The following is a 26,967-nucleotide window of genomic DNA, read 5'->3' as shown; positions in this document are numbered from 1 at the left end:
AAAGGTTATTGAGAGTAGGATTATTGAAAAAAAATAAAAATAAATACTCAAAACCCTATTATTCAATTATTTACAACACTTTTAAAAAATAATTTTGATTGTTCCTCACAAGAAATTCTAATACTATCTGTGTATTCTAAAAAATTAAAGCTGAAAATCGTGGAACAAATCCCCAGTTTGATTACATGGGAAAATGATCAATAGTCAATTTTCAATCCCGATGAATATCGCGGATCAAGAAATTAAACTCTGTGTATCCTCAGCGAACTCTGTGCCTCTGTGGTGAAAATTCTATAGTCAAAATTTATTTTCGTTACCTCCTCGGCAAAGTGTCTTTCCTAATAATGGAATCTCATGGCCGTGGGAAATGATCATTAAACTCTTTTCCCTGGGTTAAAACCCTGGGCTATTAAGCTTTTAGCCCTCTGGGCCGTTCACTCAATTTCAATTATCAAGGAAAAATACTCTGTGAATTCTCTGTGATCTCCGTGAATCTGTGGTGAAAAATCTATAGTCAAAATTTATTTTCGTTACCTCCTCGGCAAAATGTCTTTCCTAATAATGGAATCTCATGGCCGTGGGAAATGATCATTAAACTGTTTTCCCTGGGTTAAAACCCAGGGCTATTAAGCTTTTAGCCCTCTGGGCCGTTCACTCAATTTCAATTATCAAGGAAAAATACTCTGTGAATTCTCTGTGATCTCCGTGAATCTGTGGTGAAAAATCTATAGTCAAAATTTATTTTCGTTACCTCCTCGGCAAAGTGTCTTGCCAAATAATGGAATCTCGTGGCCGAGGGAAATAATTATTAAACCCCCTTTCCCTGGGTTAAAACTCAGGGCTATTAGGCTTTTTGCCTTCTGGGCCTTTCACTCAATTTCATTTATCATGAAAATATACTCTGTGAATTCTCTGTGATCTCCGTGGTGAAAAATCTGTGCTCAAAATTTATTTTCGTTACCTCCTCGGCAAAGTGTATTGCCAAATAATGGAATCTCGTGGCCGAGGGAAATAACTATTAAATCCTATTTCCCTGGGTTAAAACCCGGGGCTATTAAGCTTTTGGCCCTCTGGGCCTTTCACTCAATTTCATTTGTCAAGAAATTATACTCTTTGAAATCTTTGTGGTCTCTGCGACTCTGCGGTGAAAAAAGAAAAAACCCCGAATAGATCGGGGTTTAAATTTTTAAGATTTTCTTTTTAATGCTCGTTTCCACCAAGGAAGCTGAACTTCTTCATGATATCCATAAGAATTCCCACCATATCCATAGCCATAACCATAGCCGTAGCCATATCCATAACCTTTGTCTATATGAAGATCATTTAGGATTCCATACATTTTCGAAACTCCTCCTTTTTCTACCAAATTATTCAGAATGGCTGTATTTCCTTTCATGGAATAGCCTTGGCGGAAGACATAGAAATTGATATCAGCTAATGCAAAAAGCTCCTTTGTTTCTGAAACCAATCCAACTGGAGGACAGTCAAATACTACAACATCATATTCTTCTTTAATTTCTTCAATGATTTGGGTGAACTTATCTTGAAGAAGTAGTTCTGCCGGATTGGGAGGAATCGGTCCTGATAGGATCACATCCAAATCTGCATGCGAAGTTTTCTTAACTGTGTTTCTCCAAGGAGTATTGGAACTCAAAGCAGTACTCATCCCGATATCATTCGGCATATTGAAATCTTCTGAGATTTTTGGTTTTCTTAAATCCAAACCCAGCAAAATGGTCTTTTTACCCATCAAGGCAAAAACAGATGCCATATTCATGGAAACAAAGGTCTTTCCTTCTCCTGAAATGGAGGAAGTAAATAAAATTGTCAGCTTTTCCTTATTAGCACTTAAATAAGACATATCTGCTCTTAAAGAACGGAAAGATTCAGTTACTGTGGAACGAGGACTATTCAAAACAGGAAGGTTATCATCGGTATTTGACCTTCCAATCATCCCAATTAATGGAACCTTGATCTGATGCTCTAATTCTTTTGGGTCTTCAATTTTGGTATTCAAAAAGTCTTTAATAGTAATAAATCCTATCGGAAGAATCAATCCTAAAATCAAGCCTATTAAATAGTTTAATTTAGATTTAGGGGCAACAGGTATTTGTCCAGATTTAGCAAAATCCAAGATTGAGTTCTTTGGCATATTAGCTGCCATTGTAATTTGAGCCTCTGCCTTCTTTTGAAGCAAATACACATAAATATTCTCATTGATAGAGAATTGCCTTTGAATTCCTATCAAATTTCTTTCAGTCTCTGGAAGAGAATTTACATCCCTTTCAATAGATGAAATTCTATTATTTAAATCAGCGATTACATTTCTGGTATTTTGAATGGCAGAATTTACATTTTCCTTAAGAGCCTTTTTTGTATTTTCTATCCTTGTTGCATTGTCTCTAACAGCAGGAAGCTCATCAGAATAATTTGTTCTCAAACGAATTCTTTCTGCTTGTAGTTGACTTAAAGACTCAACCAAGGAATTTAGCAAAGGGTCAGTTACTCCTATAATGGAAGGAGCTACTAATTCTCCAGATTGATTATTTACTAAATAGTCGCTTAAAGTCTGGTAGTATTTGAGATTTAATTCGGACTGGCTTTTTTCTTTCCCCAACTCTTGCAATCTCTCAAAGATTACTGCCCCTTCTTCAGAAAGATTGAATATATTATTTTCAGTTCTATACTTCTGAAGTTGAGTTTCAGAAGATTCCAAAGATTGGGTAATTCCTGATAGCTGTTCTTCAATAAAAATTACAGTACTTTCAGAAGCTCTATTTTTCTCATCCAAATCTCTTTGAAGGTACATTTCCATCAATTTATTAATGTAATCTTCACCAAGCTTCCTTACCGGAGTCTCTAAACCTAAGTTTAAAATTGAAGCTTGCTTATTGATTGGAGATACTGTTAAGGCATCTTTATACTTTAACGCAAGAGAAGGAGTATCAATCAATTTAAATTGAATTTTTTCCCCTTGCAAAGCTGAAATCTGTTCAATTTTAAATGAATAATTTTCTCCAGAAATTATCTCACCAAATGAATACACAGATTTTTTTAATTCAATTTCTTTATCAAGCTTACTTTTGTAAAAGGGGTCATCAGGATTAAATACACTAAATTCTTGTTTTACAATCTTTATCTCAAAAGAATTATTATCCAATACTTCCACTTCGAAGAGGCCTCCTACTATTTGAGGTTGATCCCAATCCACTTCAACTAAAATTGGCAACTTATCATACTGTTGAACATCTCTAATTAATCCTTCTGAAAAATATTCAACATTAAAATTTAATTCATTGAGAGCTTCTTCAGCTAATGAATAGGACTTTAAAATCCCAATTTCATTTTCGATATTGTTTTTTCCCTGCAAGCCAAATCCAGCAGATTCAAATAAATCCATACTTAACCCACTTTGCTCATCCTTTATCAAAACAGAGGATTGAACAGAATAAATTGGATTAGAATATCTATTAAATAAAAATGCCCCAATCAATCCTACCAACATAAAAGCAAAGATCAATGGCCAAAATTGTAGGTAATTGAATAATAGAACTTTTAAATCAATCTCATCCTCATTATTATGAATAAACGGTTGAGAACTTCCCGGGGTGTAATTTTGGTTGGAGAGATTCATTATTTATTCAGGGAAATTATTAGGTTAATAATAAGGGCAGCGGCCGTTATGGATGAAATAACTAAAGAAATAGACTGCGCAGCATTTTCACCTGCTCCAATTTCACGAACCTTCATTGGCTCTGCATAAATCTGATCATTCGGCTGAATAAAGTAAAATTGAGATTTTACCATTTGTCTATCATTCAAATTAATTCGATGCAATTTGGTCCCTTCTGGATATTGGCGAATCAACAATATTTCATCTCTTTTTGCAATTGGGGTTAAATCACCTGCATTGGCTATTGCTTCAAAAATGGTCATTCTATCCTGCAAAACCACAAATTTCCCAGGCCTCCTAAATTCACCCAAGGCAGAATATCTGATACCTCCCAATTTAACTTTCACATATAAATCAGACTTAATATATTCTCTCAAACTCTCTTCTATCCCCTTTCTTGCTTCTTCAAGAGTTTTATCCTTTACATAGACATCTCCCAATACTGGCAATTGAATGCTTCCGTTTTTATCAACAGAATATCCAGTCATATAATAAATATCACCACCTGATTGTCCAGCGATATTACCCATTTGTCCACTCATTTGGGTGGATTTGGAATTGAAACCAAATTCAAGCAAATCCTCGATAGTTTGAATATTAATATCAATGATATCATTGTATTGCAATTTGTATTCAGGAATTTCGTATAAAATCAATTCTCCTTCTTCAATTGGATCTTCCCCTTCTAGATTCTGGAGGTAGATGATTTTTTCATTAGATACACAGCTTATAGCTGTTAAAAAAACCAGGGCATACACTACCCCTGTCCAAATCTTCTGCATATTCAATTGGTCTATCTATATTATATTACTAGGCTTGGCAAACATAAAGAAAATCTCCCTAAATCATCTCTAAAATTCGTAGAGTGGCGGATTAATTCGTTGATTTTATTGTTAAGTTTCTAGATCTCAAATAAATAAATCAGAAATATCACACCCCGAATCATTTCCTTGAAAATCAATAAGTTTCACAAAATAAAAATCAATTAAAGCTAATTAAAATTCTATCAAACTTAATAAAGTATAAATTTCACCTTCCTGCAAAAGCATTTTCAAAAAGGAGATGGGTGATTTTGGGCTTAAAATTTCCTTTTTCAAAAATAGCTGGATAAACTAGCATACAGCAGTCTTTCAAACTCTCTTGATCAAAATAAATACCATAAAAGCTTCAAAGCGTATTTCAGTTTCAAATCTAAATCAAAAAGCTCATAGACCTAACTCTTTTCAATTAAAAAAACTCCGCCTATATAAACACTGAGTAAGTGCTCCCCAAATTGAGGGAAGGCAGTTCTAAAAATGAACAAATAAAAAAGTCACTCGAAAGAGTGACTTTTTTATTTTGATTAGTTTCTGTTAACTGCATTCAGCATATCGAAGGCCATTTCCAAGCGCTTCACGAAGTTCTCTTCGCCTTTTCTTAACCATACGCGAGGATCGTAGAATTTCTTATTTGGACTATCAGGACCTTCTGGGTTACCCAATTGTGTCTGAAGATATCCTTCATTCTTTTTGTAGTAATTCAAAATACCTTCCCACATAGCCCACTGCATATCTGTATCGATATTCATTTTGATAGAACCATAAGAGTTAGCTTCTCTGATTTCCTCAACGGAAGATCCAGATCCACCATGGAATACAAAATTCAATGGTTTTCCACTCAAGCCATATTTTTCATTAATATAGTCCTGAGAGTTTTTTAAGATGATTGGCTTTAGGCTTACGTTTCCTGGCTTGTATACCCCATGAACATTTCCGAAAGCGGCTGCAATGGTAAACAAGTCACCGATTTGCTTCAAGTTCTCATAAGCGTAAGCAACTTCTTCAGGTTGGGTATACAATTTTGAAGAGTCGATATCAGTATTATCTACTCCATCTTCTTCCCCACCAGTTACTCCCAATTCAATTTCGATCGCCATTTGAAGCTTTTCGAATTGTTTGAAATAGTTGCAAGAAATCTCCACATTCTCTTCCAAAGGTTCTTCTGAAAGATCCAACATATGGGAGGAGAACAAAGGTCTTCCATTAGCCGAATAATAAGCTTTTCCGGCTTCCAACATACCATCAATCCAAGGCAACAATTTTTTAGCCGCATGGTCAGTATGCAAAATTACAGGCACACCATAAGCTTCAGCCATTTGGTGAACGTGATGAGCTCCAGAGATCGCTCCCGCAATGCTTGCCTGCTGCTTATCATTAGCAAGTCCTTTACCTGCAAAAAACTGTGCTCCACCATTGGAGAACTGAATAATTACCGGAGAATTTAATTTCTTGGCGGTTTCCAAAACAGCATTCACTGAATTAGTACCAATAACATTCACTGCTGGCATAGCAAACTCATTCTCTTTCGCATAAGCGTAAAGATCTCTGAGTTCCTGACCATATTTTACACCAGGTTTAAATTTCATGTTTGAGTTAGGTTTGGTTATTTTTCTAAAAGCGCTAAAACACGCCTGTCTGCTTTCAAACGCTTCAAAGATATAAATCCCTGCAATAAAATTCCCCTATTCCAATTTGAAATCGGAGAATATTCTACTAAACCCCATAAAATCCTTTTACTATTCTGAAAAATAAAAAACTAATTTTTCAGCTGTCCATTTGCTCAAAATATTAGAATAGTACAACTTATTTTGAATTTCAAATACATAATTCTTGATTTAATAAAATTTTATTAGCTGAAATCTAAATATGGGACAATATTAATTGCCATTTAAGCGATTTTTATACAAAAAATACAATGCAAACGATTGCAAACAAATTAAACTTATTTTATAATTTGAAAATTAATTCCCTCATTTTCAATATTTTATAATTAAACAATAAATATTACATCACTAACCTTACATCAGATTGAAACAATTTCTCATATATTCAAATCTCAGAATAATCTAATTTTATGAAAAACGGGCAAGCCACAATCAAGGATATTGCAAGAGAATTAAAGATTTCTTTCTCGACCGTTTCCAGAGCTCTGAAGGATTACCCAGGGATAAGTGAGGAGACAAAAAGGAAAGTGAAAGAGATGGCAATAAAGCTAAATTATAGGCCCAATGCCATAGCACTTTCTTTACGAAAAAACCGATCATTCAACATTGCAGTCATTGTTCCAGAGGTCGTGCACTTCTTCTTCTCTACAGTGATTTCTGGAATTGAGGAAATTGCCAAAAAGAGAGGTTACAATGTGATTTTAACTCAAACCAATGAAAAATTGGACAAGGAAAAATCAAGTATAGAAGCGATGCTTTCTAACCAAATTGATGGCTTTTTGATCAGCTATTCTAAAGAAACTACAGAATTTTCGCATTTCGAAAATATTATTGACCAAGGATTTCCAATTATCTTTTTTGACCGGATCCCAGACATCCCCAACTCAATAAATGTAAAAGTGGATGACTTTGAGGGAGCCTATAATGCAGTTTCCCACTTAATTTCTCAGGGCTATGAAAATATTGCACATTTGACAGGTCCTAAAAATTTGAAAATTTCTCAAGAAAGAGAAAGAGGTTATCGTGAAGCTCTTGCAAATCATGGCATGCCTATCCGAGAAGAAATGATCCTTGAGTGTCCAATGGGTACTAACGAGGAGGGAAAAAGATTGGCTTTAAGCATGCTAGATCAACTTAACCCAAGACCTGACGCATTCTTTGCAAATAATGATATGGCTGCTGTAGGTGTAATGATGGCATGTAGAGATTCTGGTTACAGAATTCCTGAAGAAATCGGGATTGTTGGCTTTAGTAATTGGCAATTTTGCACAATGCTCGAGCCAGGTTTGACATCAGTCTCACAGCCAGGAATTCAAATGGGCAAGAAAGCTACAGAGTTACTTCTTGATATAATTGAGAAGAAGGTAGAATTAGACACCATTCCAAATTCTATAACCTTGAACACAGAGCTTTTCATCCGAAAATCTTCGATGAGACTCCATAAAAAGTCATGATCCGTGACTTCTCATATTACTCTTTGCAATTACCTAATACAAAACAATAAGCCAACAATTTTCTTGAACCTCTATCATTTCTAGATTAGCTTTCAGCTCCTAATTAAATCCGGAGAGTCATGAGCAATAATAATTTAGAAAATGAATTTTCTTCTTCCGCAAAGCATAAGAGTCTTGGCTCTTTAGAAAATTGGTCCAAAACTGAAAATGGGATATTCGGTAAAACTGAAAATGGATACTTTCAAATCACAATCTGCAATGAAAATGTAATCCGGGTACAAGCTAGTAAATACCAAAAGATCACCTCTAACCCTTATTCTATCATACCAAATGATTCTGAACCAGAATTCAGCATCATTGAGTCAAAGGATATCATTTCAATCACAACTAGCGAGATCTCATTAACACTCACCTTCTCCCCTTTTACCTGCACTTTTTTTGACAAAAATGGAAATGTCTTAAATCAAGACGACCCTCTTGGCATCTCTTGGATTGGAACTGAAGTAACTTGTTATAAGAAGGTTCAAAAGGATGAAAAATTCATAGGTCTTGGGGAAAAAACCGGGAATCTCAACCGAGCGGGACAAGCCTACATCAACTGGAATACAGACTACTTTGCTTACGGCACCGGGGATGATCCTTTATACATGAGCATTCCATTCTATTTGGGAATCCATGAAAATGGCGCTTATGGGGTTTACTTTGACAACACTCATAAATCAGTTTTCAACTTTGGTGCAAGTACCAATCGATTTATGTATTTCTCATCTGAGGATGGGGAAATGGATTATTACTTTATCCATGACCAAGACATTGGGGCAATTATCTCCAAATACAGCGACTTAACCGGAAAAATGCAGCTCCCTCCTCTTTGGTCATTGGGCTTTCAGCAATGCCGCTATAGTTATTATCCTGAGTCTGAAGTAAAGACTCTGGCCCAGACTTTCAGAGACAAAGATATTCCGGCTGATGTGATTTACCTGGACATCCATCATATGGAGGAATACAAGGTTTTCACGTTCGACGGAATCAAATTCCCAGATCCAAAATCTTTGATCAAACACCTCAAATCAAAGGGTTTCCGGGTAGTAGTCATCATGGACCCAGGAATCAAAGCTGATGAAAATTATAAGCCTTACCTAGAAGGAAAATCATCTGGATTATTCGTAAAGTATCCTGATGGAGAAGAATATCAAGGTCAAGTTTGGCCTGGCTGGTGCGCTTTCCCTGATTTCACAAATGAGAAAACCAGAAAGTGGTGGGCTGAAAAAATGGAATTTTACACTGAAGCCGGAGTAGATGGCTTTTGGACAGATATGAACGAGCCAGCATCCTGGGGACAATTCACTCCAAATTTGATTGAGTTTGACTTTGAAGGAGAGGAAGTCTCGCATAGGAAAGCCAGAAATGTATATGGGATGCAAATGGCCCGTGCAGCTCAAGAAGGGTCAATATTTCAAAATAAAAACCTTCGCCCATTTGTATTGACTCGATCTGGATTTGCTGGAGTCCAGCGCTATGCTGCTGCCTGGACTGGCGATAATGTCGCTACTGAAGAACATATGCTAGCAGGAGTAAGACTCGTAAATAGCCTAGGCTTGAGCGGAGTGCCTTTCGCAGGATTTGATGTAGGAGGTTTTGCAGGAGAAGCTACCAAATCTCTTTATGCAAGGTGGATGAGCATCGGAGCTTTTACGCCCCTATTTCGTGCACATTCTATGATCAATAGCAATGATGCAGAGCCTTGGGCATTTGGTGAAGAAGTGGAAGAAATTTGTAGAAACTATATAAAGCTAAGGTATAAGCTCCTCCCCACGATTTACTCCAAGTTCTATGAATCCTCCCAAAATGGACTTCCAATCAACTCAAGCTTAGCTATAGCCTATCCTCAAGACGCAAAAATTTACCAATCAGCCTACCAAAACCAATATCTATTTTGCGATACGTTTTTAGTAGCTCCGGTCGAGGGTACTAAAGAAATCACGAAAGTTTATCTACCAAAAGGTAACTGGTACAACCTATATTCTGATGAATTTCTTACTGGTGGAAAAGAAATCTATGTTGATTGCCCTTTAAATTATCTTCCAGTTTTTGTGAAAGGAGGTTCTGTTTTCACTATGCAATCTGATATTTCGCACACTGGAGAATCTCATGATCAGGTCTTGCGAGTTCATGTATATTGCAGCGAGCAAGAAGGAGCATTTTTACAATACGAAGATGATGGAGAATCTTTCCAATACTTAGAAAATGATTATTTCAAAAGAGAAATCAGTTATTCTCCCAAACAAATGACTTTATCATTTGGTCCTGTGGAAGGTAAAAGAAAGGCTTCTTATAAAAGGATTCGTGTTTACCTCCACGGGTTCCAAACAGATGTCTTGAGTATTGAAGGAAAGAGTCAAAGTTTAAAAAAAGAAGACTTCGCTTTCTTAGAAAAACTGTCCGAATTTGATCCTCTTCCTGAACATGATCATCCATTTTATGAAATTAAAAATCTATCCTTCATAGAGTTTGACCATAGTAAAGAACCAATTACAATTTCAGGATTATTCTAAGATTGGGATCGGCAGATTTGATAAAAAAACGAAATTGGAATATTCTAAATCTGAATTTATTTTCGCCTCCAAATCAATCCATTTAGGACTTTAATTCCCCTTTCAATTAGAAAAAAGGTCTTTTCTAATACCTTCCTATTACTTTTGCAAAAACCCAAATAAATGAAAACCCTACGAGTAACCGGTGTTCCTGAACACTTCAATTTCCCTTGGAAAAATGTCATCCAAAATCAACCATTTTTAGAAAATGATGTGGAGCTAGAATGGATAGATGAAAGCAGAGGATCAGGCCAGATGAATCTAGCCCTCAGAAATGGAGAAACTGAAATTGCACTGGTTTTAACGGAGAGTTTTCTAAAAGATTTTGAATCTGGAAACCCTTCCAAGATGATCGGCTACCATGTGATTTCCCCTCTAATTTGGGGAATTCATGTTGGAGCAAATAGCAAAATCAATGAACTGGCTGACATCTCCAATCCCCTATTCTACATCAGCAGACCAGGATCTGGATCAAACTTAATGGGCCTTGCCCTTGCAGAAAGAGAAAACTGGAATCCTGACACTCTACAATTTGAAGTGGTCACCAATTTACCGGGAGCTTTAGAAGCATATAAAACGAATCCTGACGGTCTATTCCTTTGGGAAAAATTCACAACCAAACCATGGGTTGACTCCAAACAAATGAAAAGAATTGGGGAGATCCCAAGCCCCTGGCCTTGCTTTTCAATTATCGCAAGTGATCAAGCTTTGAATGATTTTGGCAAAGAGATCTTCCAATTGAGAGATTTGGTGTATGAGGAAGCCTATCGATTGGAAAATTCTAAACCTGAAACTATACGAGCAATTTCCATGGCTTATGAACTTCAGGAAAAAGATGTGAAATCTTGGATTTCCCAAACCAAATGGGCTACAACTGAAACGGTGAGTCTAGGAGAAATAAAAAATTCGATGGAAAAGATGGTCAAGCTTGGAATCCTCAAGGAATCGATCCCTCCTAAAGAATTTTTAAGAATTCACAGGATCAAGTAGCTTTTTCGGAAGTTTATCTGGGATACTAACACAAAATCTAGAGCCTTTCCCAAGCTCACTTTCGATCAATAATTCCCCATCACACATCCGGATAAATTCCTTACAAACCTGTAATCCCAAACCAGAACCTTTTTCTCTATTAGTTCCAAGTTTAGAATTTGTCAAGGAGATTTTGGAACTCAAGATCTCTTTGACTTGCTCTGGAGTCATTCCTGTCCCCTCATCTTTCACACACCAGTTTAAAACCCCATCTATCTCTTGAACATTGACTTCAATGGATTTACCGTTTTGAGAATATTTGATGGCATTATTCAAAATATTTCTCACCACTACTTCCATGATATCCCTATCCAAGTATACTGGCAATTTTTCTGGCATATGAACCAAAACTTCAATGTTCTTGGCTTTAATCTGGGTGCTTAAAAGCGATATAGTTGTATCAACAACATCTCTTAGATTGAATTCTGTAAGAAATACTTTAAAACCTTCCATTTGAGCAGTAGACCATTTTAAGGTATTGGTCAAGGTAAAATGGACTGTATCTAAATCCTTTTTCATTGAATTCAATAATTCGGCAAACTCATCTTGATTTAAATGGGTAGTAGTTGCCAAATCCACAATTGCCTTCACCTGACCTACAGGTCCTCTTAAGTCATGCCCTAGAATTGAAAAAAGCTTGTTTTTGGTCTGATTGATTTCTTCTAACTCCGCAGATTTAGCCTCCAAAGCAGAGTTTTGATCTTCAATCAATTTTTGCTGTTTGACTAACTCTGTATTGAATTTCTCAACATTTCTATTCAAACGGAACAACCAAATCAACAATCCAAAAATCAAAATGGCCGCAATGGAAATTATCCAAACTACCTTTTTTATAAAGTCAAGTTTATTTGCCTGATTCTCATTTTGAGCTTTTAGCAATTCTAATTCAGATTTCTCCAAATTTTGCTCAAACATACCCTGCATTAAAGCCATTCTATCCCGATTCGATTTATCTACCAAAGAATCATTGATAGCCAAATACAAACTTTGATGGTCAAATGCGGATGGAATATCACCTCTTTTTCTGTAAACTTCGGCCAAATATTTATGGCTTTTTGCTAATTCATCCCTCAAATTATGGGCTTGGGACAAAGCAATTCCCTCCTCTAGAACCTCTTGAGCATTGTTTAGCTTACCTAACTGGATATATGTATTTCCTAATCGATGAATAACACTGGCAATTGTAGTAGAAATCCCTTGTTTGCGAGCCATATCCAAGGATGTCTCAAAATAAGTTTCAGCAGAATCCAATTGACCTCTGGCCAAAAAAACATCTCCAATTACCCTATTTGAAAATGATGTCAAATAAGGTGAACCGGCATTTTCATTTGTTTGGATTGCCTTTTGAGCAAAAAACATTGCCGAATCCAAGACTCCTAACTGGCTATAATTAAAGGCCACATTGTTAAGGCTCCGAATTTGGGTATATAGGTCATCAGAGTTTTTACTGATTTCATAAGCACGCTTAAATTGGCGAATTGCCATTCTAAAATTTTGCTGCTCATAATACAAGGCCCCCATATTATTTAAGACACGAGCGGCACCTAATTCATCTCCAGCCTCTAAAGATAACTGGTAGGCATCCTCAGCATATTCAAAAGCCTTTTGCCAATACCCAGTTCTGTAATAAACCCAGCTAATATTCTCTTTTGCTTTGGATTCACCAGGTAAATCCTGAATTTCAATAGCCAGTTTCTCAGCCTCCACAGCAAATTCCATAGCTTCGGCTTGATTGATTTCTCGAAGTAAAAATGAAAGTTCAACTAATAAATCAACTCTTTCTTCACTTTTAGAATTAGACAAAAGTGACCTCAAACTGTCCAATTGCACATTTTGTGCATGAATAGTGGGGCTTACAAATAGACAAAAGAATAGAATACTAAAATGAATCCAGTACTTTCTCACGCTTTAATTGAAATTTGAACTTGCAAATTAATTAGATTAAGGGGAATCCAAATTTTTCTGGAACGATAATGACCTATATACGAGAAGATTAAGTGGTCCAGATTAGCTAAAAATTAATTTATTTCAGTTTTTCCCAATCCCAATCTTTATTCATCTGAGAAATAGCATGATGTGCTGTTAAGTCATATTGGCAAGGAACGATGGATACATAATTATTGGCTATTGCCCATTCATCATTATCCTCTCCTTTATCGAAATTCACGAAGTTACCTGCTAACCAAAAATACTTTCTACCTGTTGGATCAAATCGCTCGTCGAATTCTTCCTGCCATTTGGCATCCGCCTGACGGCAAACTTTTACGCCTTGAATAGGTTCATTTTGTTTAGGAGGAAAATTCACATTTAATGCAACTCCTTTAGCAATTCCGTTTTCCAATACTTGTCTTGCGATCTTTTCCACCCACTCTTCTATATGTGAAAAATCGGCTTTGGAAGAGTAATCACATAAACTAAACCCTATGGAAGGATATCCTTCTAAAGCTCCCTCAATGGCAGCGGACATGGTACCAGAATACAAAACTGAAATTGAAGTATTCGATCCATGATTGATCCCACTAACAACCAAATCCGGTGTTCTGTCTTTTAATACATAATGTTTGGCAATCTTTACACAATCAGCTGGAGTTCCACTCGACTTGTATGCGGTGACACCTTCAAAAATATCTTCTTCAGCTAATCTGAGTGTTTCACCAATAGTAATAGCATGCCCCATTCCTGACTGAGGACTATCTGGTGCAACTACCACCACGTCCCCCAGTTTCTTCATGATTGATACTAAAACGCGGATTCCTTTTGAGGTAATTCCATCGTCATTTGAGACGAGAATAAGTGGTTTTGACATGTACTAATTTTTATTCAATTCGTTGTAATAGGAAGCAATTAGAAGTAGATCTGCTCTTTTATCATGTTCCAAGCCATTCTTACGCATGAATTGATTAACCTCCTCTTCGTAGCCTGGCAAAAAGGCAAATAAATCTTTTTTCTTGAGACTGTACTTTTGGATTTCATTATCCTTGAAAAAATAATAATTGAAGGCCACGCGATTGCTTCTAATTGTCTTAGGACCATTTGAAGGTATCGCCCCAACTACGCCCTTTGTCCCTGTATCTTTGTAATCAGTCTCAATGTATTCTCTACACAAAAGAGTAATATCGTAGCCTTCAGTTAGGACTTCGAAAAAAATAGGTGTTTGGCTGTCACCATTTGGACTATATGGAAGACTGTAAAAACTTCTTAGTCCATCATTTGATTCATTATGTATTTCAAAATGGCTGACATTGGAGGCTGGAAAGATAGAGATGGTCTCAGTTTTTAACTGAACCAAATTATTTTCCAAATCATATTTCACCAAACCTTCATAAGTCTGCCCATCTAGGCCATAGATAGAACCTTTGTGCCAAATTTGGGAGGGGAACTGATTTTGAGCAAACAAAGAGAGAGACCCCACAGCCACCAAAGCCAATGTAAATACTGCTCTTGTTATGGATTCTTTCATGCTTGAATTTACGCTATTTAAAAAACGGATTAAAACTCCCAAGTCCTTTTCTCTTGATATCCCTAGAAAGAAATTATTTCATCGTGAAATACACCATTTTGGCAATTTCTTTGTCAAACACCAGAATTCGTAAAGAAAATCAAGGATCTAGACTTGAATTAGTTTTTATTCAGCTCATTATAATAAGCTGTAATTCGAAGCAAATCTCCACGTCTATCATGCTCCAACCTATTTTTTCGCATAAAGAGACTGATCTCATCATTGTGTCCCGGGAGGAATGCAAATAGATCCTTTTTCTTCAAACTATATTTTTGAATCTCATTGTCCTTGAAAAAGTAATAATTGAATGCCAAACGGTATCCAGTCATCGTCTGTGGTCCCCAAAATGGATTCATACCCATTGGTCCCCAAGTCCCCATATTTCTCGAATCGGTAGCTACATATTCTCGACAAAGTAAGGCTATGTCATTTCCTTCGGTCAAGACCTCGAAAAAAACCGGCGTTTCGTAATCTCCATTTAAACTATAAGGAAGACTATAAAACCTTCTCAATCCACCGTAAGTCTCATCGAAAATTTCAAAATAACTTACATTGGATGCTGTGAAGGTGGAAATTGTTTCAGTTTGAAGCTGAACGAGGTTATTTTCCAAATCATACTTCACCAAGCCAGCATAAGTCTGACCTTCTGTACCGTAAATATTTCCTTTGTGCCAAATCTGGGAGGGGAACTGATTTTGCGCAAGCAAAGAGAGCGCTCCCACAAATAGCAAAGAGAATGTAATTAATGCTTTTTTCATGGATCCTTTCATGCTTGAATTAACGTTAATCGGCAATAAGGGTTGAAAATTCAATCCATTATTGCCTTAATTTTATTTAAAACGAAATCATTTCAAAATGTTGTGTCCCATTTTGTCACGCTTCGTTTGCAAGTACTTTTCATTATGGGGATTTGGCTTAATCTCAATTGGAACTTGTTCCACGATTTCTAAACCATACCCTATTAATCCAACTCTCTTTTGAGGATTATTGGAGATCAATTTGATCTTACTTACTCCCAAATCCCTCAAAATTTGAGCTCCGACTCCATAATCTCTAGAATCCATTGGAAGCCCTAAAGCCAAATTGGCCTGAACTGTATCCATACCCTGCTCCTGAAGCTTATAGGCTTTCAACTTATTGATCAAACCGATTCCTCGACCTTCTTGATTCATATAAAGCACCAAGCCTTTTCCTTCTTTCTCCACCATTTCCATGGCAGCATGAAGCTGAGGTCCACAGTCACATCTACAACTTCCAAATATATCCCCGGTCACACAAGAAGAGTGTACCCTAACTAATATTGGTTCATCCTTATCCCATGTCCCTTTGATCAATGCCAGGTGGATTTCCTGTGTATTGGTCTGACGAAAAGCGATCAAATCAAAATCGCCCCAATTGGTAGGCATATCCACTCCGATTTCTCTTTTGATCAAAGACTCATTCTTCAATCTATACGCAATCAGATCCTTGATCGATACTAACTTCAGATTAAAACGCTTGGCAACTTCCACTAAATCCGGAAGTCTAGCCATAGTCCCATCCTCATTCATGATTTCAACCAAGACACCTGCTGGTTGCAAACCTGCCAATCTTGAAAAGTCGATGGCAGCTTCGGTATGTCCCGCTCTTCGAAGAACTCCTCCTCGCTTTGCCTTCAATGGGAAAATATGACCAGGTTTTCCTAGTTCGGAAGGATCGATGCTATCATCAACCAATGCTTTGATAGTTTTAGCACGGTCAGAAGTAGAAATCCCAGTGGTACATCCATGACCAATCAGGTCAACAGATACAGTAAATGGAGTCTCAAATGCTGCTGTATTTTGGCCAACCATTAATTCAAGCCCCAATTTTTCACATCGGTCTTCAATCAAAGGAGCGCAGATCAACCCTCTACCGTGGGTAGCCATGAAATTGATAATCTCTGGCGTTACTTTTTCGGCAGCACAAACAAAATCACCTTCATTTTCACGATCCTCATCATCTACTACGATGATTACTTCACCGTTTTTGATTGCTTCGATAGCATCTTCAATGGGATCTAACTGATAATTTTCCACAAGATTTGGGTTTAAATGAAATGGGAAAGGCAAATTTAAGGCCTTTCGATTTTAAAACAGGTTCTAGCCAAAGAAAGTTTGGTTTTAACCTATAACAATACCGAGTTCCCGATCTATATCAATCTGTACTTTCTTAAGAGTGAAATAAATCTCCTGAAGCTCTGTCACTTGCGTATCATCCAATTTTTCAGACTCAGCGTTCTTTATTTTCTGTTTAGCTTCCTCCATCATCTTTCTGACGAACTTTCTCTTCAATCTTAGGATGGATTTATAGCCAGTCAATGTCAAATCATCATTTTCTCTTCCAATTATGATCTGATGAGTTTTCTCCCAATGAGTGGAAACTTCATGTCTCGGGCTAATCAGATCAATTACTTCTGTTTTGATTTCTTGATCCTGAACCGATAGAAAATAATCTGTACTTGGAATCAGATTTTGAGCTAACTGGTAGCGATACATTTTCAAAATCTTAGAATAAACAGGCGTTTCAAATTCTAAATCCTCTGTCTCATCCAATAAATATTGACAGAGGTGCAGCTCCTGCCCTTCCAGCTTTTCGAAGCCATAATTCACCAAAAGCCTGATCATCTCCCGCTCTTGGAGACGTAGAATCTCTGAAAAAGAAGTTTCCTTTTCCTGAGCCGGCATAAATTCCTCGAAAGGAGTGAATTCATCCGGTCCTTCTGGAGGTTTTTGAAATGAATCTTTTTGCCCTTTTAAGAGAATTTTATTGAGCTCTGCATGAAGTACTTCCTCCTCGATTTCCAGTAATCCTGATGCTTCTTTCGCGTAAACAGAGCGAATGATCGGATCTGGAATTTTCCCGATACTTTGTACAACTTCACGAATTACTTCAGCCCTTCTAATCGGATCTTTCTCGATTTCATCCTTATACAATCCAATTTTGAAACCGATAAAATCCCTACTGTTCTTTTCTAAGTACTCCTGAAAGGCCTGCGAACCTACTTTTCTGGAATAACTATCTGGATCTTCTCCTTCTGGGAATACAACGGCCTTGACATTCAATCCGCCTTCCAGCAATAAATCAATCCCTCGCAATGAAGCTTTGATACCAGCCGAATCTCCATCATAAAGGACAGTTACTTGATCAGTAAAACGCTTGATCAATTTAATCTGGCCATCAGTCAGGGAAGTACCTGAGGACGCTACAACATTTTCAATTCCTGACAAATGAAGTGAAACCACATCGGTGTACCCTTCCACCAAATAGCAATTATCCTTATCCCGAATTGCTTTCTTGGCTTGATACATCCCATAGAGCACATCACTCTTATGGTAGACTGCAGTTTCTGGGGAGTTGATGTATTTGGGTTGGTTTTTGTCCTTGGTTAAGATCCTAGCACCAAAACCTATCGGTTTCCCACTTATGTTATGGATTGTAAATGTGACCCGATTTCGGAAACGGTCGTATTTGCGGTTTGGATCTTTTTCACTTTGAAGAACAAGGCCTGCTTTTAAAAGAACATCTTCCTGATAACCGGCCTCTATGGCGGCTTTCAAAAGATTATCCCATCCATCCAAAGCATATCCCAAATCGAATTTCTCGATAATTGATGGTCCAAAACCTCTTTCCTTGAAATAGCTTAAGCCAATGGATTTCCCTTCAGGAGTCTGAAGATTTTTGACAAAAAAGTCTCTAGCGAAACCAAGCGCTATTAAAAGGCTTTCTCTTTCGCTTTGGGCTTGTTCTTGTTCTGGAGTGCGTGTCTCATCTTCCTCTACCTCAATTCCGTATTTCCCCGCCAGATGCCTAATGGCTTCTTGAAAGCCAATACCTTCAATATCCATAATAAACTGGATCGGATCACCAGCTTTACCACAACCAAAACACTTGTAAATCTGTTTTGCTGGAGCCACGGAGAAAGAAGGTGTTTTTTCACCGTGAAAAGGACAACAGGCCCAAAGGTTCTGTCCTTTCTTTTTCAATGGAACATAATCGGAGATTACCTCCTCTATGTCCATTCTTTCTTTGACTTTATCTGCAGTGATTTTACTGATTCCCATAGTGACTCCTTATGAACAAAGTTAACGCTCCATCTCAATTTAAAGGTCAAAAAACAGAACTATTTAGAATTTGATGGGGTTAAAATCTGACCGCAATTGAAGAAGGTTTCTAAAAGCCGATTCTAAGCCTTAACTTGCGCCAAATTTCAATTACCCCCATGCAAATCACCAAAGAAGCTATATTAAAGTCCCTTTCCAAAGTTCAAGATCCTGATTTAAAAAGGGATTTGGTCAGTTTGGGAATGATCCAAAATATTCAAATTGCAAGTGATCAAGTGAGTTTTAAAGTCGTTTTGACTACTCCAGCTTGTCCACTGAAAGAAGTTATAAAAAACAATTGTTTGGAGGAGTTGGAAAGCGATTTTGGTACAGGAATCAAATGGGATATCCATATGACTTCTCAAGTCACCACCGTAAGAGATGCTACTCCGGTTTTACCACAGGTTAAAAACATCATTGCAATTGCTTCAGGAAAAGGTGGTGTTGGAAAATCTACTACATCTGTGAATTTGGCTGTTTCCCTTGCTGAATTGGGAGCAAAAGTTGGTTTGATCGATGCTGATATCTCTGGTCCTTCTATTCCTACAATGTTCAATGTAGAAGGTGAACAGCCAGCCGTAAAAAAAGAAGGGGATAAAAATGTTATTATTCCAGTTACACAATACGGTGTGAAGTTAATGTCAATCGGCTTCCTGACTCCTACAGACTCAGCTGTGGTTTGGAGAGGACCAATGGCAAGTTCCGCACTCAGACAATTTATTTCTGATGTGGACTGGGGAGAATTGGACTACTTATTGATAGATCTTCCTCCTGGAACCTCTGATATTCACCTTACTATGGTCCAAACTGTTCCAGTGACAGGAGCTGTGATTGTGACTACTCCTCAAAAAGTAGCCCTAGCTGATGCAAATAAAGGTTTATCTATGTTCCGTCAGCCACAAATTAACGTACCTATTTTAGGTGTTATTGAAAATATGGCTTACTTTACACCAGAGGAATTGCCAGAAAATAAATATTATCTTTTCGGCAAAGAAGGTGGGAGAAAACTAGCTGAGAAATACGAGGTTCCATTCTTAGGTGAAGTTCCAATTGTACAAAGTATCAGAGAGAGTGGGGACACTGGATATCCGGCAGTATTGAAAAAAGGGGTGACCCAAGATGCATATATGGAATTAGCCGAAACAGTCGCAAGGCAGGTAGCTATCCGAAATGCATCAGACAAGAAAACAGAAATAGTAGAAATAAAAGCATAAACACATGCAAGCAGAATTAAAAGAGCAAATTGAATTCGCATTAGACACTATCAGGCCCTATTTGGAAGCTGATGGAGGTAATGTCCGAATTGTTGAGCTTACTGATGATATGGTATTGAAAATCGAAATGTTGGGTTCTTGTGGATCCTGTCCAATGTCTTCCATGACGTTAAAAGCAGGTGTAGAGGATGCCATCAAACGTGCTATACCTGAAATCACGAAGGTAGAAGCTGTAAATTTGACTATAGCTTAATTAAATAGACTAAATGAAAAAATGGTCCAGCTTTTTCATTAAAGCCAACATGCTCCTTATGGGAGCTATTTTTGCATATAACAGTACCTATTCACAAGGATTTAAAATCACCCCGTTTCAAGGGTTCTCAACTCTAGACACCAAAACCAGCCAAGAGCACAATGAAAAATGTGCACAGGTTCATTTGCATGAAATGCTGGAAAAAGAAATGGGGTATTTTGGAACCGAGGAATTTTTTGAAAATTGGCTGGACACCAAAATTGAAGAAAGGCGTAACAATCCTCAAATCTATCTAAGAACTCAAGAGGATGTAAGACTAATTCCAGTTGTGGTTCATGTAGTTCACAATGGAGAATCAGTCGGAACGGGAAGTAATATTCCCCTTTCTCAAATTGAGGCTCAAATCAGAATCTTAAATGAGGATTTCAGAAGACTGAATTCTGATGCAAGTCTTACTCCAGCAGAATTTCTTCCGGTAGCAGCTGACGCAAATATCGAATTTGTATTAGCCAAACAGGATCCTGATGGTCTTCCTACTGACGGAATTGTAAGGATTGAAGGTCCGAAAACCTCCTATCTGGACACTGATGCCGTTACAATCGGACAATTGACTCAATGGAACCCTGAGGAGTATTTAAATATCTGGGTGGTTCCTTTGACTCAGCCTTACATCGGTTATGCAACTTTTCCAGTCTCTGACTTACCTGGTTTAAACTTTTCTCCTTCTGCCGCCATCACAGATGGGGTCACGATTGATTATAGATTTTTTGGAACAGGAGGCAATTCTTCTTCAGCTTCCCTGGGAAGAACAGCTACACACGAGGTAGGACACTACTTTGGTTTGAGACATATCTGGGGAGACGGCGGTTGTGATGTTGACGATTTTGTCGAAGATACTCCGGATCAAGATAGCTCCAATAGCATTTGTAATTCAAATCCTTCACGAATCAGTTGTGGTTCCAATGACATGATCCAAAACTTCATGGATTACACTCCAGACGCCTGTATGAATTTATTCACGCTGGGGCAGGTAGAACGATTCAATGTTGTTTTAGAAAACAGTCCAAGAAGAACTACATTAATCAACAACAGAGCAACACAGGATCCTACTTTGGTAGATAGAGACCTGGCAATAACAAAAATCAATGAACCGGGTGATTTTGTTTGTTCTCCGGTCATCATGCCATCTATAGAAGTGAAAAATGCAGGTAATTTGAATGTGACCTCAGCTAGAATCGCTTTAAGAAGAAATGGCACTGTGGTTGAAAGCAGAACTTTTTCAATGAATTTGGAAACAGGCGAAACAGCAACTTTAAATTTCCAAAATTTCACATTGGCTGCCGGTACAAATGAAATCGAATTTGAGGTAATTCAAGTAAATAATAGTACAGACGAAAATGCCGCCAACAATTTAGCTTCATCTAGTCCTGTTCTTCAATCAGCAGTTTCTTTACCTCTAACATTAGATATAGGTAATATTCCAAACTCTTGGTCAACCATCAACCCAGATGAATCCATGACTTGGGCTGATACCACTTTGACCATCTCTGGAGTTGAAGAAGACCTATTATATATTCGACATTATGAATATGAGGCACCAGGAGCTTTAGATTATTTTGTATCTCCAATCATCGACCTGAGCCAGTATCCAAATGCGCAGGTTGTCTTTGAAGTAGGTCATGCACCTTATAATCAAACTGGCTTCCAAGATGAGCTGATCGTAGCGATCTCTGCTGATTGTGGGAATACGTTTGACTTTGCCAATGCCACTTATAGCAAGTCTGGATCGTCATTACAAACAGACACACCTACCTTGGATGAATTCATTCCATCTGGATCTGATCAGTTCCGAACCGAATTGGTGAACTTGAGTGCTTTTGCAGATTTGGGACAGGTCCGAGTGGCATTCATCACTGTAAACTCATACGGGAATAATATCTTCCTAAAAAACATCCGAATTTTAGAGGAAGAGGAGTACAATTACAACATAAGAATAGATGAATTGATGTCTCCTTTCCCTATCGCAAGTGATAATATCGATACTGAGATTCTTTCAATCACAAACACTGGGAATTTACCTGTTACTCAGTTTGTCTTTACCAAATCAACCAATAACGGGACTGCTCAGCAGTTTTTAGCTAGTGGATCATCCATTTCCCCTGGCCAAAGTGTAAACCTTACAGGTGATAACACTACAGTAGAAGGCAAAAACAAATTGGAATTCGAGATCTCACTTCCAAACTTTGACCAAAATGGTGGGAATACAAGTGAGCTTTCCCGGTATGTTGTAGTCAATAATGAAACTGCTCTCGTTCCTTGGAGGCAAAACTTCAATCAATCTACTTCTTTAGAACCTTGGGCTACAGTCAATCCTCAAGAAGATCAGCCTGCATGGGAAGTTATTGCAACAGGTTCAGCAAATGAAAACGTTTCTGGGGTCTTAGAACCTGAAGGTGGAATGAGTTATTGGCTGGGATCATCGATGTTTGACCTTTCTGATAAAACCCAAGCCTCTATATTCTTTGATTTGGCAGCTGGAAGCATGGCTTCCAACACTTCCTTCAAAGTTTTGGCAAGCCCAGATGGTGGAGCTAATTATTTGATTTTATGGGAGGCGTCAGGATCTTCAATTAGTACAGTAGGTTCTGGTTCACCAAGTCCGAATAATGTAGAAGACTTTGAAAGAAATTACATTGACTTAACCAACATTACCACAACCGAATTCGATTCTGTTAGAATTGCCTTTGTCTTAGAAGTAGCAAATGGAAGCAACTCCCCTATTTATCTGGACAATGTCGAGTTGTTTTTGACTGCCAACCCAGACCCAGTAATCCCTGGAGATGGCATGGCAATCTTGTACCCTAATCCAGCAACAGATTTCTTTAATATTGCTTTCAACCTTCCAGCTTACGAAGATGTCACCATCCAGATAGTTTCAACAAATGGTGCAGTACTTCATGAAGTGGAATATCCAGAAACATTGAACCAGACATACTCCTTCAGTAGGGAGATTTTCCCTCCAGGTCTTTATATTGTCAGGATCACAAGTAATTCGATCAGCGAAACAAAAAAATTGATCATAAACTAAACAAATGAGCCGAAGACAAACACTTCGGCTTGTTTTTTGCCCAGCACCCAATGCGAGCCCCTAAATCTTTGTGGGGTTTAAAATTCCCGATTATCTTTAGCAATTGTAAATTTCATTCATGAGCGGCTTTTCTTACTCTTTGAAAAAAGTAATAATCAATATTATCGTAATCCTTGCATTATCATTTTTGCTTGGCTTTCTATTCCTTCAGCTTTACCTCCCCATGTATACCAATCATGGTGAAACAGTCTCAGTGCCTGATCTTTCGGGATATACTTTTGACGAAAGTATTGACATTCTTGACAATTCTGGGCTTAAGTATGAGGTTTCTTTGGATTCCGGATTTAGTACAGATGAAAAAGCTTTGGCGGTATTGAAGCAAATCCCAGCCGCTGAAGAGCAAGTAAAAAGTGGAAGAAAAATTTATTTGACATTAAATGCTCGAAATGCACCTTTGATCAAAATGCCCAATCTTGTTAATATGCTTTTGAAAAATGTTCAAGAGACTTTGGCAAATATGGGATTGGAGAGAGGAGAGATAATTTATGTTCCAGATATCGGAATCAACGTAGTTTTGGAACAAAGATATCGTGGGGTAAGTATCAATGAAGGGTTTGAAGTACCCAAAGGTGCAAAAATCGATTTGGTAGTAGGAGATGGATTGGGAAATCAAATACTTAGCGTTCCCAATTTCGTGGGAATGGATGAAACTGATGCTGAATTTTTAATTTTAGGCTCAGGTTTGCGTTTAGGTCAAAAGAATTATTCAAAAAATGACACGATTCCAACAGGATACGTTTTTAAGCAAACTCCTGAGGCCAATATGCAAGTAAAAACCGGAGAAATCATCGATCTTTGGATTTCCGGTGAAAGAGATTTTTAAATAATTAGATGGGAGCAAAAACCCAAAAGTATGGCCTGTTAATCCTATTCTTGATTTTTTCAGGAATAGCAAAGGCTCAGTTTGTTCAATTCGCTCCTGTTCCTCAGACTAAATATAAAAAAAACACTTCGGTCTATCCGGTAAATGCCAAGGTAGCCAATTACTTGACTTTGCCCTTCTGGGATGATTTCAGCCAAGGAATGGACACGCTTTCTTGGGATTTTGAAGGCTCCACTTTCAGTTCTAGCATTGGTAATTCAGCACCTTCCTTTGGAGTAATTCTTTTAGATGGAGTTGATGCAGATGGCACCCCCTACTCTAGACAAGTCAGAGATCAGGGAGCGGGAGATTATTTGACCTCCAAACCATTTGATCTTTCTGGATTAAGCGCTTCAGAATCTGCAAGTCTTTATTTAAGCTTTTTCTGGCAAGCTGGAGGAAAAGCCGAAAGGCCTGATGAAAATGATCGGCTGACCGTTCAGTTTTTAAACGCCTCCGGCCAATGGGAAACTGTGTGGGATGTAAATGGAGGAGCTGACAGGGACCCAGAAGTTTTTACTCAAGAAATACTACAAGTTGGTTCATCCTACCAGCATGAGGCTTTTCAATTTCGATTTGTAAATATGGGGAGACTATCAGGACCATTTGATTCTTGGTTGGTCGATTATATTTTCCTCAATACAGGAAGAAATGAATCCTCTATCTATTACCTAGATCGGGCATTGACTCAATTCAACTATTTTCAAATAGGTTCTTATGCAGCTGTTCCAGCGGAATTGATTGGAGATTACTCCTCAAGTGATTTTTCAACAGTTCAAAACGAATTCTACAATCTCGAAAATAGATTTAGAGCCATGGAATATTCCATAGCTGTTTTGGATCAAACAAATGGCACAAGCACATCCATCAACCTCAACACTCCTTTTAATCCAGTTCCAAACGCTTTGGAAAGAAGAGTTTTTGAAAGCAGAGAAATCGATGAAATTCCATCGATAAAAACAGAAACAGACCTAGAAGTAATCACTTATTTAACTACCGGTGATAAGAACTTTTATACCGTTTCTGCCGAAGATAGTACTTTTTACGATCAGGTAGATTTTAAAATAAATGATACCGTTAGAACCCAAATTCCAATTCGTGATTACTTTGCTTATGATCATGGAAGTGCAGATTATGCAGCTGGAATCAATCAAAAAGCGGGTCGCTTGGCTGTAAAATATGAAGTTGATCAAGAAGTTTTTTTAAAAGGGATTTCCATCAATTTTACCAACCCCAATCAAGTTGATCTCCCAATAGATATTTTGGTTTGGCAAGACTTGAGCAAGGAACCAATCTTTGCTAGAGAAGAACTCATCCCTCTAAAAGAGGAAGGTGAAGATCTACTCTATTTCTCTTTGGACACCAACTTGAGGGTTATTGGAGAGTTTTACATTGGATTTGCACAGTATTCAAGTGATTTTATCCATGTCGGATTGGACAAGACCAATAATCAGGCTGACAAGATTTATTACAATGTTGCTGGAGCTTGGGCTCAAAATGAAGAGGTTTTAGGATCCCTGATGATTAGACCTCATGTCAGCATAGCTGCACCTTTTGAACAGAGTGAAGAAACTGGATCAAATTTCAAGTATTATCCTAATCCTGTCGAAACTCAACTGACCATCGAAGGAGAATATTCAGACCTGAGAGTATATGATTCCTTTGGAAGGGAGATTTTCCTTGAAAGAGAAGCAATGGACAAAAGAGAATTCCTTAACTTTATAGGACAAAAGTCTGGAATCTATGTTATTAATCTAATAACAAAGGATGGACCTCAGTCATTTAGAATTTTAGTAAAATAGTATAGCGCCATGGAAGATATCACCGTAAAAGAGCTCAAGGAAAGACTTGATAACAATGAAAAATTCTTTTTTCTTGATGTAAGAGAAGAATGGGAATATGACGATGACAATTTGGGAGCAAAAAACATCCCATTAGCTAATTTACCTCATCAGTTGGATGAATTGGAGGCTTATAAAGACCAAGAGATCGTAGTTCACTGCAGAAGCGGTGCAAGAAGTGGAAACGCCAAGAAATTCTTGGAAAGCAAGGGATTCTCAAAGGTTAGAAATGTTCCAGGAGGAATTTTAGCTTTTAGAGAACTATAAGTTTTCAAATACTCAAAAATATGTAGGCGCTTTGAAGGCGCCTTTTTTATTTGGGATAAAAAAAAAGAGTCACACAAACGCGCAACTCTTTTAGATGTGGGCCCAGCTGGGCTCGCCCGCGATAGCTATCGGGGCAGCGACCTCCTTTCTTCCAAAACTTTGGAGAAAAGTAGACAAGGTAATTGCACCAACTGGAATCTGCTGAAATCAAAATGGATAAAACAAAAAAAGAGTCACACAAACGCGCAACTCTTTTAGATGTGGGCCCAGCTGGGCTCGAACCAGCGACCTCCTGATTATGAGTCAGAAGCTCTAACCAACTGAGCTATAGGCCCAATATTTTCACTTGGGATTCTCATTTCAATAATATTCGAAAAGTGTCAGAAGTCTAACCTCCTCGATAGTTATCGGGATGAGCTATAGGCCCAAGATTATCAATTTTTATATCCAATAATGAAGTTTGAATATCAATTTAAAATCCTCAAAACCGCTTCAAAAACCTTCCTATTTTCGAAATACCTTGGTTTTGG

The 26,967-nt window shown here is 37.7% G+C and carries 18 protein-coding genes and 1 tRNA gene; 9 read left to right on the top strand and 10 right to left on the bottom strand.

The annotated features are described in order from the left end of the window. Positions 1-1,186: 1,186 nt before the first annotated feature. The 3 genes from BUF13_RS00175 to fbaA form a co-directional block, all read right to left on the bottom strand. Positions 1,187-3,634, bottom strand: a complete 2,448-nt coding sequence (locus tag BUF13_RS00175) for a GumC family protein (protein ID WP_073569741.1) — start codon at positions 3,632-3,634, stop codon at positions 1,187-1,189. Further along, positions 3,634-4,455: a polysaccharide biosynthesis/export family protein gene (locus tag BUF13_RS00170; protein WP_073569740.1), complete on the bottom strand. Its 822-nt coding sequence runs from the start codon at positions 4,453-4,455 to the stop codon at positions 3,634-3,636. The genes BUF13_RS00175 and BUF13_RS00170 overlap by 1 nt, the downstream gene beginning before the upstream one ends. 560 nt (positions 4,456-5,015) lie before the next feature. After that, complete coding sequence (gene fbaA, locus BUF13_RS00165; RefSeq protein WP_073569739.1) at positions 5,016-6,077, bottom strand: class II fructose-bisphosphate aldolase; 1,062 nt, start codon at positions 6,075-6,077, stop codon at positions 5,016-5,018. Between the two features lie 488 nt (positions 6,078-6,565). On the opposite strand from fbaA, the gene BUF13_RS00160 reads away from it, so the two are divergent. The 3 genes from BUF13_RS00160 (at position 6,566) to BUF13_RS00150 (ending at position 11,193) form a co-directional block, all read left to right on the top strand. Continuing rightward, on the top strand, positions 6,566-7,609 hold the full coding sequence (locus BUF13_RS00160; RefSeq protein ID WP_073569738.1) for a LacI family DNA-binding transcriptional regulator: 1,044 nt from the start codon (positions 6,566-6,568) through the stop codon (positions 7,607-7,609). Between the two features lie 119 nt (positions 7,610-7,728). Continuing rightward, positions 7,729-10,164, top strand: coding sequence for a glycoside hydrolase family 31 protein (locus BUF13_RS00155; protein ID WP_073569737.1), 2,436 nt, complete (start codon positions 7,729-7,731; stop codon positions 10,162-10,164). A 162-nt stretch (positions 10,165-10,326) separates the two neighbouring features. Next, entirely contained in the window at positions 10,327-11,193 is an 867-nt protein-coding gene (locus tag BUF13_RS00150; RefSeq protein WP_073569736.1) for a type 2 periplasmic-binding domain-containing protein, read from the top strand. Here the strand turns inward: BUF13_RS00150 and BUF13_RS00145 are convergent. The 6 genes from BUF13_RS00145 to dnaG all read right to left on the bottom strand — a co-directional run bounded on the left by BUF13_RS00145 (position 11,170) and on the right by dnaG (position 18,813). Next, complete coding sequence (locus tag BUF13_RS00145; protein ID WP_134204275.1) at positions 11,170-13,137, bottom strand: tetratricopeptide repeat-containing sensor histidine kinase; 1,968 nt, start codon at positions 13,135-13,137, stop codon at positions 11,170-11,172. The genes BUF13_RS00150 and BUF13_RS00145 overlap by 24 nt on opposite strands. A 118-nt stretch (positions 13,138-13,255) precedes the next feature. After that, positions 13,256-14,038: a 5'/3'-nucleotidase SurE gene (surE, locus tag BUF13_RS00140; RefSeq protein ID WP_073569734.1), complete on the bottom strand. Its 783-nt coding sequence runs from the start codon at positions 14,036-14,038 to the stop codon at positions 13,256-13,258. A 3-nt stretch (positions 14,039-14,041) separates the two neighbouring features. Continuing rightward, positions 14,042-14,692, bottom strand: coding sequence for a hypothetical protein (locus BUF13_RS00135; protein WP_073569733.1), 651 nt, complete (start codon positions 14,690-14,692; stop codon positions 14,042-14,044). 158 nt (positions 14,693-14,850) lie between these two features. Further along, positions 14,851-15,489 carry a hypothetical protein gene (locus tag BUF13_RS00130; RefSeq protein WP_073570780.1) on the bottom strand — a complete coding sequence of 213 codons (639 nt, stop codon included), beginning with the start codon at positions 15,487-15,489 and terminating at the stop codon, positions 14,851-14,853. An 87-nt stretch (positions 15,490-15,576) separates the two neighbouring features. Continuing rightward, positions 15,577-16,788 (bottom strand): bifunctional 3,4-dihydroxy-2-butanone-4-phosphate synthase/GTP cyclohydrolase II, encoded by a 1,212-nt coding sequence (locus BUF13_RS00125; protein WP_134204273.1) that lies wholly within the window; start codon positions 16,786-16,788, stop codon positions 15,577-15,579. An 84-nt stretch (positions 16,789-16,872) separates the two neighbouring features. Next, positions 16,873-18,813, bottom strand: a complete 1,941-nt coding sequence (gene dnaG, locus BUF13_RS00120) for a DNA primase (protein WP_073569731.1) — start codon at positions 18,811-18,813, stop codon at positions 16,873-16,875. Positions 18,814-18,971: 158 nt separating this feature from the next. Between dnaG and BUF13_RS00115 the strand changes: the two genes are divergently transcribed. The 6 genes from BUF13_RS00115 (at position 18,972) to BUF13_RS00090 (ending at position 26,437) form a co-directional block, all read left to right on the top strand. Beyond that, complete coding sequence (locus BUF13_RS00115; RefSeq protein WP_073569730.1) at positions 18,972-20,066, top strand: Mrp/NBP35 family ATP-binding protein; 1,095 nt, start codon at positions 18,972-18,974, stop codon at positions 20,064-20,066. A gap of 4 nt (positions 20,067-20,070) precedes the next feature. Further along, a complete protein-coding gene (locus BUF13_RS00110; protein ID WP_073569729.1) occupies positions 20,071-20,319 on the top strand; it encodes a NifU family protein in 249 nt (82 codons plus the stop codon). A 13-nt stretch (positions 20,320-20,332) separates the two neighbouring features. Continuing rightward, positions 20,333-23,407, top strand: coding sequence for a M43 family zinc metalloprotease (locus tag BUF13_RS00105; protein ID WP_244547788.1), 3,075 nt, complete (start codon positions 20,333-20,335; stop codon positions 23,405-23,407). 118 nt (positions 23,408-23,525) lie between these two features. Beyond that, on the top strand, positions 23,526-24,290 hold the full coding sequence (locus BUF13_RS00100) for a PASTA domain-containing protein (protein WP_073569728.1): 765 nt from the start codon (positions 23,526-23,528) through the stop codon (positions 24,288-24,290). A gap of 8 nt (positions 24,291-24,298) precedes the next feature. Continuing rightward, the gene (locus tag BUF13_RS00095; RefSeq protein WP_073569727.1) at positions 24,299-26,131 is read left to right on the top strand and encodes a T9SS type A sorting domain-containing protein; all 1,833 of its coding nucleotides are present in this window, start codon (positions 24,299-24,301) and stop codon (positions 26,129-26,131) included. A 9-nt stretch (positions 26,132-26,140) separates the two neighbouring features. After that, positions 26,141-26,437: a rhodanese-like domain-containing protein gene (locus tag BUF13_RS00090; RefSeq protein ID WP_073569726.1), complete on the top strand. Its 297-nt coding sequence runs from the start codon at positions 26,141-26,143 to the stop codon at positions 26,435-26,437. 261 nt (positions 26,438-26,698) lie between these two features. Here the strand turns inward: BUF13_RS00090 and BUF13_RS00085 are convergent. Continuing rightward, positions 26,699-26,772, bottom strand: a tRNA-Ile gene (locus BUF13_RS00085). Positions 26,773-26,967: the final 195 nt, after the last annotated feature.

Source organism: Algoriphagus zhangzhouensis (genome assembly GCF_900148515.1).
Taxonomy (GTDB): Bacteria; Bacteroidota; Bacteroidia; order Cytophagales; family Cyclobacteriaceae; genus Algoriphagus; species Algoriphagus zhangzhouensis.
Note: the sequence above shows the minus strand (reverse complement) of the source record. Positions and strands in the feature narration are given on the sequence as shown.

What these genes read in the sequence shown, in the direction of transcription:
- BUF13_RS00175 (WP_073569741.1), bottom strand. Translation starts at nt 3,634, where the DNA reads ATGAATCTCTCCAACCAAAATTACACCCCGGGAAGTTCTCAACCGTTT.
- BUF13_RS00150 (WP_073569736.1), top strand. Translation starts at nt 10,327, where the DNA reads ATGAAAACCCTACGAGTAACCGGTGTTCCTGAACACTTCAATTTCCCT.
- BUF13_RS00110 (WP_073569729.1), top strand. Translation starts at nt 20,071, where the DNA reads ATGCAAGCAGAATTAAAAGAGCAAATTGAATTCGCATTAGACACTATC.
- surE (WP_073569734.1), bottom strand. Translation starts at nt 14,038, where the DNA reads ATGTCAAAACCACTTATTCTCGTCTCAAATGACGATGGAATTACCTCA.
- BUF13_RS00160 (WP_073569738.1), top strand. Translation starts at nt 6,566, where the DNA reads ATGAAAAACGGGCAAGCCACAATCAAGGATATTGCAAGAGAATTAAAG.
- fbaA (WP_073569739.1), bottom strand. Translation starts at nt 6,077, where the DNA reads ATGAAATTTAAACCTGGTGTAAAATATGGTCAGGAACTCAGAGATCTT.
- dnaG (WP_073569731.1), bottom strand. Translation starts at nt 18,813, where the DNA reads ATGGGAATCAGTAAAATCACTGCAGATAAAGTCAAAGAAAGAATGGAC.
- BUF13_RS00095 (WP_073569727.1), top strand. Translation starts at nt 24,299, where the DNA reads ATGGGAGCAAAAACCCAAAAGTATGGCCTGTTAATCCTATTCTTGATT.
- BUF13_RS00170 (WP_073569740.1), bottom strand. Translation starts at nt 4,455, where the DNA reads ATGCAGAAGATTTGGACAGGGGTAGTGTATGCCCTGGTTTTTTTAACA.
- BUF13_RS00115 (WP_073569730.1), top strand. Translation starts at nt 18,972, where the DNA reads ATGCAAATCACCAAAGAAGCTATATTAAAGTCCCTTTCCAAAGTTCAA.
- BUF13_RS00090 (WP_073569726.1), top strand. Translation starts at nt 26,141, where the DNA reads ATGGAAGATATCACCGTAAAAGAGCTCAAGGAAAGACTTGATAACAAT.
- BUF13_RS00155 (WP_073569737.1), top strand. Translation starts at nt 7,729, where the DNA reads ATGAGCAATAATAATTTAGAAAATGAATTTTCTTCTTCCGCAAAGCAT.
- BUF13_RS00135 (WP_073569733.1), bottom strand. Translation starts at nt 14,692, where the DNA reads ATGAAAGAATCCATAACAAGAGCAGTATTTACATTGGCTTTGGTGGCT.
- BUF13_RS00130 (WP_073570780.1), bottom strand. Translation starts at nt 15,489, where the DNA reads ATGAAAAAAGCATTAATTACATTCTCTTTGCTATTTGTGGGAGCGCTC.
- BUF13_RS00100 (WP_073569728.1), top strand. Translation starts at nt 23,526, where the DNA reads ATGAGCGGCTTTTCTTACTCTTTGAAAAAAGTAATAATCAATATTATC.
- BUF13_RS00105 (WP_244547788.1), top strand. Translation starts at nt 20,333, where the DNA reads ATGAAAAAATGGTCCAGCTTTTTCATTAAAGCCAACATGCTCCTTATG.